Annotated in this window: 10 protein-coding genes and 3 pseudogenes; 2 read left to right on the forward strand and 11 right to left on the reverse strand. The window is 46.2% G+C overall.

Translation table 11 applies throughout. The features are described from left to right. Window positions 1-187 precede the first annotated feature (187 nt). Window positions 188-988 carry a 23S rRNA (adenine(2058)-N(6))-methyltransferase Erm(F) gene (erm(F), locus tag CCC32_RS10805; RefSeq protein WP_002682030.1) on the forward strand — a complete coding sequence of 267 codons (801 nt, stop codon included), beginning with the start codon at window positions 188-190 and terminating at the stop codon, window positions 986-988. Between the two features lie 324 nt (window positions 989-1,312). Here the strand turns inward: erm(F) and CCC32_RS10810 are convergent, their stop codons facing one another. Beyond that, complete coding sequence (locus CCC32_RS10810) at window positions 1,313-2,599, reverse strand: IS1380-like element ISBf11 family transposase (RefSeq protein ID WP_234078895.1); 1,287 nt, start codon at window positions 2,597-2,599, stop codon at window positions 1,313-1,315. A gap of 119 nt (window positions 2,600-2,718) precedes the next feature. On the opposite strand from CCC32_RS10810, the gene CCC32_RS10815 reads away from it, so the two are divergent. Then, window positions 2,719-3,081, forward strand: a complete 363-nt coding sequence (locus CCC32_RS10815; protein WP_053078087.1) for a hypothetical protein — start codon at window positions 2,719-2,721, stop codon at window positions 3,079-3,081. Window positions 3,082-3,161: 80 nt separating this feature from the next. Here CCC32_RS10815 and CCC32_RS10820 read toward each other — a convergent pair whose 3' ends face one another. The 10 genes and pseudogenes from CCC32_RS10820 to CCC32_RS10865 all read right to left on the reverse strand — a co-directional run. Then, a complete protein-coding gene (locus CCC32_RS10820; protein ID WP_153093198.1) occupies window positions 3,162-3,317 on the reverse strand; it encodes a hypothetical protein in 156 nt (51 codons plus the stop codon). 21 nt (window positions 3,318-3,338) lie between these two features. Continuing rightward, window positions 3,339-3,887: a hypothetical protein gene (locus CCC32_RS10825; RefSeq protein ID WP_048317548.1), complete on the reverse strand. Its 549-nt coding sequence runs from the start codon at window positions 3,885-3,887 to the stop codon at window positions 3,339-3,341. Window positions 3,888-3,906: 19 nt separating this feature from the next. Next, a complete protein-coding gene (locus tag CCC32_RS10830; RefSeq protein WP_048317550.1) occupies window positions 3,907-5,172 on the reverse strand; it encodes a relaxase/mobilization nuclease domain-containing protein in 1,266 nt (421 codons plus the stop codon). Continuing rightward, entirely contained in the window at window positions 5,169-5,564 is a 396-nt protein-coding gene (locus CCC32_RS10835) for a plasmid mobilization protein (RefSeq protein WP_048317552.1), read from the reverse strand. Before CCC32_RS10835 ends, CCC32_RS10830 begins: the two co-directional genes overlap by 4 nt. A 230-nt stretch (window positions 5,565-5,794) precedes the next feature. Continuing rightward, window positions 5,795-6,637, reverse strand: a complete 843-nt coding sequence (locus CCC32_RS10840) for a hypothetical protein (protein WP_048317554.1) — start codon at window positions 6,635-6,637, stop codon at window positions 5,795-5,797. A 104-nt stretch (window positions 6,638-6,741) separates the two neighbouring features. Beyond that, entirely contained in the window at window positions 6,742-7,185 is a 444-nt protein-coding gene (locus CCC32_RS10845; RefSeq protein WP_234078689.1) for a helix-turn-helix domain-containing protein, read from the reverse strand. 25 nt (window positions 7,186-7,210) lie between these two features. Then, window positions 7,211-8,350: pseudogene (locus tag CCC32_RS10850) on the reverse strand (tyrosine-type recombinase/integrase). 318 nt (window positions 8,351-8,668) lie between these two features. Then, window positions 8,669-9,394, reverse strand: coding sequence for a helix-turn-helix domain-containing protein (locus CCC32_RS10855; RefSeq protein WP_234078687.1), 726 nt, complete (start codon window positions 9,392-9,394; stop codon window positions 8,669-8,671). Window positions 9,395-9,625: 231 nt separating this feature from the next. After that, window positions 9,626-11,047: pseudogene (locus CCC32_RS10860) on the reverse strand (TraG/VirB4 family ATPase); the annotation flags it as partial. A 127-nt stretch (window positions 11,048-11,174) separates the two neighbouring features. Beyond that, window positions 11,175-11,282: pseudogene (locus CCC32_RS10865) on the reverse strand (DUF4133 domain-containing protein); the annotation flags it as partial.

Genomic DNA, 11,282 nt, shown 5'->3' on the forward strand with positions numbered 1-11,282 from the left:
GTCGTGAGTTCTTTAAGAGAGCCGCTAAAGGTGCTCTGCCTATTTTGGCTGGTGCAGCTCTCCTGTCAAGTCCTATCTTGTCAGAAACTGCAAATGCAATGTCATGCGCAGGATGTAACAACCGTTGTATGAACAGTTGCTCAGGTACTTATAAATAAAGTTAAATCAAAGTGTTGCGGAATTAAGGATGACAAAAAAGAAATTGCCCGTTCGTTTTACGGGTCAGCACTTTACTATTGATAAAGTGCTAATAAAAGATGCAATAAGACAAGCAAATATAAGTAATCAGGATACGGTTTTAGATATTGGGGCAGGCAAGGGGTTTCTTACTGTTCATTTATTAAAAATCGCCAACAATGTTGTTGCTATTGAAAACGACACAGCTTTGGTTGAACATTTACGAAAATTATTTTCTGATGCCCGAAATGTTCAAGTTGTCGGTTGTGATTTTAGGAATTTTGCAGTTCCGAAATTTCCTTTCAAAGTGGTGTCAAATATTCCTTATGGCATTACTTCCGATATTTTCAAAATCCTGATGTTTGAGAGTCTTGGAAATTTTCTGGGAGGTTCCATTGTCCTTCAATTAGAACCTACACAAAAGTTATTTTCGAGGAAGCTTTACAATCCATATACCGTTTTCTATCATACTTTTTTTGATTTGAAACTTGTCTATGAGGTAGGTCCTGAAAGTTTCTTGCCACCGCCAACTGTCAAATCAGCCCTGTTAAACATTAAAAGAAAACACTTATTTTTTGATTTTAAGTTTAAAGCCAAATACTTAGCATTTATTTCCTGTCTGTTAGAGAAACCTGATTTATCTGTAAAAACAGCTTTAAAGTCGATTTTCAGGAAAAGTCAGGTCAGGTCAATTTCGGAAAAATTCGGTTTAAACCTTAATGCTCAAATTGTTTGTTTGTCTCCAAGTCAATGGTTAAACTGTTTTTTGGAAATGCTGGAAGTTGTCCCTGAAAAATTTCATCCTTCGTAGTTCAAAGTCGGGTGGTTGTCAAGATGATTTTTTTGGTTTGGTGTCGTCTTTTTTTAAGCTGCCGCATAACGGCTGGCAAATTGGCGATGGAGCCGACTTTTAGCACAAATGTTGAATAGAATTACTAATCTTCAACATTGCACAAAAGTTCAACCTCAAATCCGCAACCGCCCTCATAAGATGACACAGAGGTCAAAAAGGTAGCGACACTGTGGCAAAAGAGGGTGCAACGCAGCAAAAATCGCCACAAAGACGCATTAAATCCCCTTACCCCACCATGCGACTTGAGGCAATACGCAAAATCACGACCATAAGTTGTCGGTGTCATCCAAAGTCATTCTGGAACACATCAGCATAAGCGTTGTTGCATGAATAGATATTCAGCACATACTGCCTTGATGTCCTGACCCATTTGGCTGGCACAGAGATGAACTTGAAGACAAACGCCTTGATGCGGCTTGTTGCTTTGAGTCCGAACCTCTTCACGTCAAGCCTCGCCATGATGAATTTATAGAAGTTGCGTATGAGTGCCGTAAGCAGAAGAAACACCGTGTTTTCTCCCATGAAGGATTTTGGAAGCCTGTTCCAGCCGAATCCGTTATTCATGTCATCGAAGATGCGTTCCTTCCCTCCACGGAGGTTATAGAATTCGACAATCTCTTTCTCGGAAGACTCGTAGTCATTTGTAAGGATGCAGCGGTAGGTGTATTCTCCTTCCCACAGGTCGAGTTCGCCGTCTATCCGCTTCTGCCTTTGGATTACAAGACGGTATGCCTTCCCTTTCCATTTCTCGATGAGAATGGAGGCCAGCTCAAACTCAATGCCGCCCAATTCCACTTTCTTCCAACCTCTGAGGGCAAAGATGTCATTGTAGAGCGAACTGCATCGGTTGGCACGGATATAGAAGGTCTTGCAGTGTTTAGCAATCTCTTCCACTATCTCTTCAGAACACGAGCCGCAATCAGCTCTGAAACGGTTGATAATAAGCTTGTTCTGTTCAAACCTTTCAAAGAACCTCTTCAGCGTGTCCTTCTGGTGGAAACGGACATTTGTGTTGCCGTCGCTGTTCTCAATGCCGACAATCAAGTCGCCAATAACCGCCACGCCAGGGCGATAACCAAGGAACTTCTTGTATGTAGGCTTCGCATCATACTTCTCAGCCTCTATGAACTGGTGGTCGAAGTCAACGTCATACCCCTCGCCCTCTTTCAGTTGCCCTGTGGACAATAGGCAATTGAGGAGCAGTGTATTCAGCTTGTCTGCCGTGTTGAAGTCGTAGGTCTTGCCAGTGTCGGATGTGTAGGAAATGTTATCCTGGGTCAGTTCCTTTATGGCTCTGAGAATCGTGTCGGCACTGCATGTGCGAAGTGTCGGATGAAGCGAGAGGTGGTACATCAGATGAGTGGTGACATCCTCTATGCATGAGCCGCCACAGAAATAAACGCTCATAAGCGAACGGATGATTTCGCTGTATTGATAACCATACAGCCTACATCTCATACCGAGGGTTGAGTCGATTACAGATGAGAGATTGGAGTCAAATTGCTCCATTATTGAAAAAATTCCTCCAAAAGGAGAGAGTTTCTCAGATTTTATTGCTACCTTTGCCATGTCTGTCGGGTTTGATACATATTTTGATTTGCAACACTAAGATAGGTGAAAAATCTGACATAGCAAAATCCTGAGCAACTTTTTGTTGCTCAGGTACTTATAAAATAAGTTAAACTAAAATGCTGCGGAATTTAGGATATCTTGAAGAAGAACGTAATGAACAAATTAGAAAAGAAAATGAGAGACGATTCCAACAAGAGCAACAAAGGATAAACAATCAACGTCTTCATGAGATTAATGAACGTAATCGCATTGCTTTAGAACGGGAAAATGCGAGGAGAAGAGCAGAGGAAAAAAGAAAAGCGGAACAAAAGCGAAAAGAAACCAGTCGCACAAACACAAATGTTCCTCCGTCGCAACCGAAGAATAATCGTTGGTCAATAGGCTCTAATCCAACTCTTCTTCCACGAGCAACCTCATCAAAAACAGCAACTACAAAAACAAACTCATCTAATAAAACCGATGGAAAAGAGGGAAAGTAAGTAATCTTATTGCAAAATGAATTGTATATGCAGTCAATCGCCAGTCGGTTGGCTGCATTTTTTCTGTGTGCAAGGATGGTCTATTCGCCACCGATGGAGGGGCGGTTAGCACCGCTCGCCTCCAGATAGTCGTTTACTGCGTCACGCATGGTGAACTCTCTCATGCCTGTCTTTGCCCAGTAGATAAGGGCATCAACAGCGGCTTTTCTTGCCTTGCTGTATTCGTTGTCTGTCATGATTCTGATGTTTTGAGTTTTCTAAAAAAGTGTGATGCATATCCAAATGGTGATTTCAACAAAGATGATAGACCAACTTAGGAAAGCCAAGCCGAACATCCAGGCATAGGTGCTACCGTTGAAGTATGCACCCTCCTCGATATTGCGGATTCGTTTAAGCTCTTTCTGCTGGTGAGTGAACAGGTCGTTTATCCGCTTCTCATGCTCGTCAAGGGCTTGCTTGAAAGCAGAAATGGCGGTGTTGTTCCGCTTATCCAACTGGGCAACTCCTTCATCGTTGATGCCGACTTTGAGGTTGCTCTGCTCTGCCTTGACTATGGCATGGCATATACTATCCACGATGTTGTCCGTGCTCCTGTGGGCAGCCATAAGTGCCACTTTCGTTGATTCCAACCTCCGATAGGCATTGCCCAGTTCCTCCTTTGCCTCATAGAGTGCTTTCTTGGCTGATTCAATCTCTTTCAGGGTCACTTTGATTTCTTCCTTGCCACTCTCGATGTTCTCGTCCTCCTGCATCTGATTGTACAGGTTAAGCACATCCTGTGTGGCATCTTTCTTGTTTCTTCCCATACCGTTCTTGTTTGAAAAGTTATCGTTTCATGCCTCTCTTTATCGGCTTGCAGAGTGTGTTTGCTTGCATTGCGCAACGTCTTGCCCATTCACGGTCATCATCGTCCTTATCACGTCCCCAGCCACTGCCAGGACTGCCACCGCCACCACATGACTCAGACATCGATGTGGCAGCATCAAGGTAGTTCATGAAGAGCAGCATGGCTACATTCAGAATGTCAGTGTGGCTTGCGGATCCATTCTCGGGAACTTCGATACAACTGTTCATCGTGTCGTAAGCAGTTCTCGGCATGACTATGCTGAAACGCTCACCATCGACTTCAATAATCTTTCTCAATCCGGCAGGAAGGTCAGGTTTGGCAACATTGCTTGTACGAGACAGACCACCTTGCGATGCCGTATTTCTGCTGTCCAATGTGGTAGCGTTTGAAACAGAAGGAGAAGGTCTTTGACCAACTGCAACAGGTGTTGGCTGAGGGTGCAGCTTGCGGAAGGTATTCCCGATTTTCGATGCGGTGAGATTCCTTCCTACACCCAGTTCGGAAGCCTTGATGGTAGTTTTTCCGAACTTGAAGCGGTAGCCATGCACCCTGCCTTGACCATTCTTGTCACGGATAAGCTCGATGTCATATCCCTTTGCCCTCAATCGGTCGGCATATTCATCCCAATCAAAGAACGGCATTGAACGCAGCACATCCATACAGGCTTTGGTCACCTCTGCAATGCGTTCCTGACGAATATCCATGGCATCCTTCCAACCATGACGCTGATTGATGGCTTTCGCAGCCATCACGGCACGCTCACCGATGAACTTCACATCATTGAGATTACCGTCCATGTCGATGCGGTTCACCACCAGATGCAGGTGGGGAATGCCACTCTTGGAGTCACGGTGAAGGGCGGCAAAATATTGTGAGTTGGCTATGTTGGTCGGCTTGACCGAAGTTGCAGCCTTGCCTTTCTTCTTGCCGATGTGGTTCACCTTGGAGATACCATCCATCTCACGAATGAACTCGTCAAGGAATCTTCTCCAGTCCTCCATAGTCCAGTTACGTGCCTCCTCCTCAGATGGGGAAAGCTCAAAGCGGATGGACGTCAGTTCGATGGGCTTCTTGGCATACCTCTGCTTGAACATGGACTGATGCAGCACCATCTCGTCCCACATGCCCATCGGCGGCAGACCCTCGCTGAGATGGTTGGTCTTGACGATGTCCGCGCGATTGTTTTTGGTTGCGTAATTGGTCATTGCCTGACCATGCTGAATTGCTGACGCTTTTGCTATCATAACATATCCAAGAATTTGTCTCTAATGCGGCTCAATTCCTCTATCAGGGTGTTGATGCCTTGAAGCCAACGTTCCATGAAGTCGGCTCTCTTGAAGAGTTTTAGTCTCTCGGTCTGTGGCAGGGCATGAAGCGCATTGCGCACATAAACCAGTTCAGACCTTGCCCCGATTAAGCCCTTCAAGGCTTCCTCCTGCTCTGCGGTCATGGGTAGGGATGGCTTGTGTCCGATGCCTAAGTCATGAAGATATGTGCTCTTGCTCCTGCCTGACAGTCGGGCATTATGTACTACCAAGTCGTAGTGTTCTTCTGTGAAACGAACGTCAATGTGTCTGGTCTTCGGAGGTCTCTTCCTTGAGGTTTTCTCCGTGTTGTTATTCTTGTCTTTTGTCATTGTAGATGGGGTTTATAAAGTTTATACTTGATATAACAGGACAGCCAATGTGAGCCTGCGAACATTCAAGAATGCCAGTAGGAAGCGGTGGGCGAAGCGAAACCGTCTGACACTGGTACTTCTTGTTTAGACCTCCGAAAAAAAACTACGGCTAATAGAGGTAGCGGCTTCTGGATAGCTTGCCTGTCGGGAACGTCAATAGTCGAAATAAGGGAAAAGTAGAGATGACATCATGAGTGACTTGGGGTGATATGCGCGCCATGTCTCTCCGTGTGATCCTCGCATCGTCCTTCATGGGGCGGTGGCTGCAAGAGGTTGCCCTCGTCATCATAGACAGGAGACGGCAGCAACTCAATGGGTGATGCCCCTTCTCCTTGATTGCAGTCATCTTCTGACGGCTGTCCAACCTCATACTCAAAATGGTCATCACCTTCCTTTTCCCTTTGTTTGAAGTCTTGTGGTATCGGAGAAGGATCTGAAAGTCCATCCCCGATAACATGAGAATTAACGAAAGGGGAAGAGGTATTATAAGAGGCAGGAACATGGGGCTGCAGAATGTCAGTAGTGGCAGGATTGACGCTGCTGTCTTTCTGCTGACCTATGCCATTGGAAAGATTGCCTTCCGAAGAGCAAGCGGTATCGGATGGGACATTGGACACCGATTCCTCTTGGGTGGCGGAAGTCACGGATTGACGGTTGTAGAAGGGGTTCTTGATGGCTTCCTTGATGCCGTCAACGTACCAGAAGGCGATGCATAGTATCGTATGTATGGAGGTGCGGTTGTTCCTCTCGGTTGAGAGGATGCCCACCTGATTGAACAGTTCCACCACCTTTGCCGCTGTCTTGCGGTCACACTTCCAAAGGGCAGACAGCTCAACGGTAGAGATGGCAAACTGCCCGATGGAGAGAGAAGCGGAGAAGCCTGTCTTCAGATAAACACTTGGCTTGGTGGATGCCATTGATACAAAAGTGCCGAAGGCGGTCATGCGGTGGAAGCCCTGCCTGTCATCCTTCAAGAAATCGAGCTGTTCCTTGGTCAGCAGGATTCCGTATTTTATGCTTTGGTTACTCATCTTGAAAAACGGATTATAAGTGAAACGGATTACTCAGCAAAGAAAGAATGAATAGTTTCTCTTTTCCCTTTCGTAAAAAGTAGATTACATGATTCTCTTATCCGTCATGTCATTCTTTCCCCATTAGGAATTTTCTCATCCTTGTCCCTCTTCATGGAGGCAGGCTTGTTCTTCTTGCTCTTCTGTAACATTGCCAGATGAGCCTCGAAGTCTGCCTGTTCCTCCTGGGTCGATTCGTAAGGCTTGTCCCATGAGCCACCTGCCTCAATCCATTTTATCAGCTGGTCTTTGAAGAAGTAGAGCGTGTTCCCTCTCTTGTAGAAAGGAATGCGCCTTTCAGATGTGTAAGCATAGAGCGATGAGACCTTCTTTCGGACGAAGGCACTTGCTTCTCTGATGTCCATAAGAACATGGTCATTCTCGCACGGAACATTGCCTATTCTCTGACCAATGTCATCAAGACGAGTCATCATCGTATTGACCTTGGTCAGAAGTTCGCCAACTGCAGTGGGCAGCTGGTCGAACGATAATGATTTGTTTTCTTCCATTTGTTATCCTGATTATTTTATTCACTTATGTCTGGTCACTCTCTGCTTTGGTTGGCATCTTGAGAGAGATACGTTCTGCTGCATCACGTTTAAGCTCGTCCACCACATCGGCATACACCTGAGTAGTGGCAAGATTGCTATGGGTAAGCAGCTTGCTCACGGTGTAGATGTCCGTTCCCTCTGCCAACTGCAAGGTGGCAAAGGTATGACGGAAGCAGTGGAAGGTGATGTGTTTCTCGATGCCGGAAGCCTTTATCCACGGTTTGAGATACAATGCCACTGTACTGTTCGTGAGATTCTTGAACACCTGTCCAGTGCTTCGCTCGCCACAGAGCTGCAGAGCCTCTTCGCTGATAGGCAGGATTGCAGCGGTGGAAGTCTTCTTTGTGATAATGTCCATTCCTCAGCCGCCATCAGCCAACTTGACTATGTTCTCCCACTGGAGTCTGATGCAGTCAGAAAGGCGAAGACCTGTAAGGCAGGAGAAGAGACCTGCACGGCGAAGGACATCACTCTTGCAAGGAGTCTGAGACAGCTGCAACAACTCTTCCTTGGTGAGGAACTGCCGCTTGTTGCCATGAGCCTTGGCACGCACAAGTTTCTTGGCGATATTCTCTTTGAGCAGTCCGTCCTCGTATGCGATGGCAAGGATGCACTTCAACTTGGTAAGGTTGTTGTTGGCTGTTGTTCCCATCATGCGCTTGCCGTTGTGCATACAGGCATCCGACAACAGGTAGTCGAGGAATCCCTGACAGTACGGAACGGTAAGGTCGCAGAAACGGCACTCTCCATGCGTGTAGTTGTGGAAGTGCATGTAGGCGGTTGCCCAGTTCTGGCTGCTGCCACGCTCAATCATGAGGTTCTTGAAGTATTCCAAGAAGCTCTCCTTGCCCTTGTTGCGGTCGAGGAAGCCATACTCCTCATTGATGATGGACTCAGTCCTGCGGCACTTGATGATTTCCGCTTTCTGAATCATACTCTTGTTGTACTCCTGCTGAAAGCGTTCAACTGGGTTGGTGTAGATGTAAAGACCAAGGTACTCCCTGCGTGAGAGTTTGCCTGTCTTCGGGTTGCGGATTGGGGGATAGAAATCCAGATAGAGGGAAGTCTGTCCGTTCTTGATAGGTCGTTTCCGCACGGTGACCTTTGTACAAATGTTCGTCATATTGTTATTCTTTTATTATTCTTACCGATGTGTATCTGAGGATGCGAATAGCCATGGTCGCAACGCTTTAACTCTCAAATCCGATGCAAAGTTAGATTGCCGTGAAAAGAGGAAAGCAAAGATGGCTTCAAATAGTATCTGAATTTAACCTGAATTTGCTTTTGAGTATGATTTTACGCTAAAAATCGGACTTAAATGGGGTTTCAGTAGCGCATTTTATCTTATATCCGTTTCTCTGCGTTTGGGGTTTGTTTCGACCGTCAATGATAGCAGTTTCAGACCATTTGCAACGGCATGGGTCGTATATGAGTTTGTTTCTCACTTCCGCTTTGCCTTGGTCGAAGTGCTGCTTTTCTCTGCCTTCTTGCGTGCTGCCTCCCAGTCTGCTTTCAGATAGTAGTTGGCTCTTCCGCCTTTGAACTTTCGGATTCTCACTCCATGAGTTTCTGCAAATCTGCGTACCTGAGTCTTACCCAATCCGTAGAGTTTCATGATGTCGAAGCAGGTGTACCAGTCATCGGAAATGTTCTTTCCCTGTTCTTCATTATAAAGCCCGATAACCCTTTCCACGTCTTCTTTCTTGAAGCAGGTCGTTCCCCATGCGTGAACTGACTGGAGTTGGTAACGATTGCGGACTTCATAGAATCTTCCATACTTGATATTAAAGGTGCTCAACACCTCTGCCATTGTGTAATGGGTGTCGTGGGTTACTCCATCAGGTGCTCTTTCACCAGCCCTGGGAGTCTTGCGACACTTTGCCAACTTGTTGACTGAGCCAGTCTCGGCATCTTTTAGCCTCTGTGCTTTCTTGGACGTTGCTCCTTCTAACGATAGGGAAGAAGGGAGAACCACCTGATAACCTTGTCCCTTGGCTATTTCAAGAAGGTCTTGCAAATAGATCCTGGTCATGCGTGTACCGAAATTTACGGCTCTTAGCCTGCCTTGACGAATAAGACTGCGTACTGTCTTGACGCTGATGCTTACTGCCTGCGCTGTTTCCTCTACGGACATCAGCACGATTGGAATGCGAGTTGTAGTATTCATTTTTACCGTTATTTTTGAATTTTGCAGTGACTCATGGGGGATGGTCCTTGACGGAAACTTTTAAGAGGAAACAAGGGGAAATAAGAGGAAATAAGAACCCTCATTAAGAACCGTGTGTCCCTCTGCCCATGGTACAACCGTGGTACAAAATTACTATAAACGGATGAAACTCGCAATAGGCGGTTGGAGCGTTATGTTAATGAATATGTATTGAAAATGAGCTATTTATGACGTTTCTCTAAGTTTTGTTTGGAGTTCTTTTCGATGCGTTTTAGTCCATATGACATGCATGTGGAACGACTTGCCGCTGCCACTTGGACCCAGACAAAAGAAGTTTGAGTTGTCCGTGATCTTGTTCTTGCCTTCCTTGCCGCTGATGTCAATGGCAACAGGAACACCTTGTCGGTCTGTATAGTAGATTTTCAAAGGGGTCTCCTCACTATGCTGTATGTGTTCCTTATACATGAGACAGGCGGCAGCGTCACTCAATGTGAGGAATCGGTCGTAGTCGGGATTCATGCCGTAGCAGTTACCGGGGAAGGAGTTGACGAACAGCTCCAACTGGTTGTAGGCACGCTTGCTGATATGGATGCCCAAACGACCGAAGGCGTTTTCCAGATGGTTGGTGCATTTCTGGATGTCGGCATCAATGGGAACACCCACAACAAGGTTGAAGTGGGCATAGACCAGCTGCTTGTTCTCCCTGGCAATGACTTCCTGAACTTTCTTGATGTCCTCCACAGCAATGAGGTTGCTGGGGTTGGGCATACTGGCATGACGGTTCTTCTTGTCGAGAAGGGAGAGCTCTCGCTTCTGGTTCGGTATGAAGAACATCTGGTTATACACCACGACATCGGCTGACGGGATGCTGTCAACCAAGGACACCATGTCAACAGGCATGGCGACATTGTTCACCTCAATATTGGTGAAGGGACGGACGATGGAAGGGGTGTTGATGCAATCGACATCGACAAGGCTATAGACCTTACAACGCTTGTCGCCCATGCAGATGGACTCTTCATCTACCTTGAAGTTGGTCATGGAGATTATCTTGTCCTTGAAGTTCATCGCGAAATAACGGTCAACATAGTCGCGGGCTGTGGTGCCGTCAAGATAGGTCGCCGATACTCCCGAATCCTTCAGCTGGTCTTTCACTTTGCGTATCTTCACGACAAAGTCACGCCATTTCTTGCTGTCAAAAGAGAAGATGCGACTCTTCTTGTTCTCCTGAGTAATGATAAGGTAGGTCTGACTGTCGGTATAGGGACGGCCTGTGAAATACCTGAAATAAGACTCTGACAGAAACTCATGATTATCGTTACTCTCATCATGGAAATGCTTGCGGACAAACACATCCTGTTTATGGATGGCATAGCCTTCACCAAGAGTCTGGGCAAGGGAGGTCATCAGATGGTTGAACTCATAATAGCTGTCGATGTTGGCAGAATACTTCTGGACGGGGTTCTCCATCTTCAGGATGGCAGAATACTCCCCGGTCTTGGTATAGATCACACCGATGCCATCCACGTCCTCGATGGAGAAGTAGATGTCCTGGAATATCTTCTTGCGCTTACCGCCTGTACCAAAGGCTGATACGGAAAGTGCCATACCAATAAGGATAGCCACGAATGTTATGATAACGTATAGAATCATTCTTGTTCTGGGTTTACATTAACTTGATATGAAGATAGGCCCATCCTGACGAAAGGGTGAGCCTATCGGTTACACTATTCAGATTTCAACACACTTGCTCATTTGTTTACGTTTGAATTGAGTTTAATCACATTCTATGCGAACAAGCATAGATGAACACACCATGATCCTCCTTCTTGGTATGCAACCCCTTCTTCTGCTTGAAGAAGATAAGGGCTGCACCAGTACAGAGGGA

This window comes from Prevotella sp. LMAG:51 (assembly GCF_008680225.1).
GTDB classification, from domain to species: Bacteria; Bacteroidota; Bacteroidia; order Bacteroidales; family Bacteroidaceae; genus Prevotella; species Prevotella pectinovora.

Coding starts and splice junctions, on each gene's coding strand:
- CCC32_RS10840 (WP_048317554.1), bottom strand. CDS start 6,637: ATGAGTAACCAAAGCATAAAATACGGAATCCTGCTGACCAAGGAACAG.
- CCC32_RS10825 (WP_048317548.1), bottom strand. CDS start 3,887: ATGGGAAGAAACAAGAAAGATGCCACACAGGATGTGCTTAACCTGTAC.
- CCC32_RS10815 (WP_053078087.1), top strand. CDS start 2,719: ATGCTGCGGAATTTAGGATATCTTGAAGAAGAACGTAATGAACAAATT.
- CCC32_RS10835 (WP_048317552.1), bottom strand. CDS start 5,564: ATGACAAAAGACAAGAATAACAACACGGAGAAAACCTCAAGGAAGAGA.
- CCC32_RS10830 (WP_048317550.1), bottom strand. CDS start 5,172: ATGATAGCAAAAGCGTCAGCAATTCAGCATGGTCAGGCAATGACCAAT.
- CCC32_RS10810 (WP_234078895.1), bottom strand. CDS start 2,599: ATGGCAAAGGTAGCAATAAAATCTGAGAAACTCTCTCCTTTTGGAGGA.
- CCC32_RS10820 (WP_153093198.1), bottom strand. CDS start 3,317: ATGACAGACAACGAATACAGCAAGGCAAGAAAAGCCGCTGTTGATGCC.
- CCC32_RS10855 (WP_234078687.1), bottom strand. CDS start 9,394: ATGAATACTACAACTCGCATTCCAATCGTGCTGATGTCCGTAGAGGAA.
- CCC32_RS10845 (WP_234078689.1), bottom strand. CDS start 7,185: ATGGAAGAAAACAAATCATTATCGTTCGACCAGCTGCCCACTGCAGTT.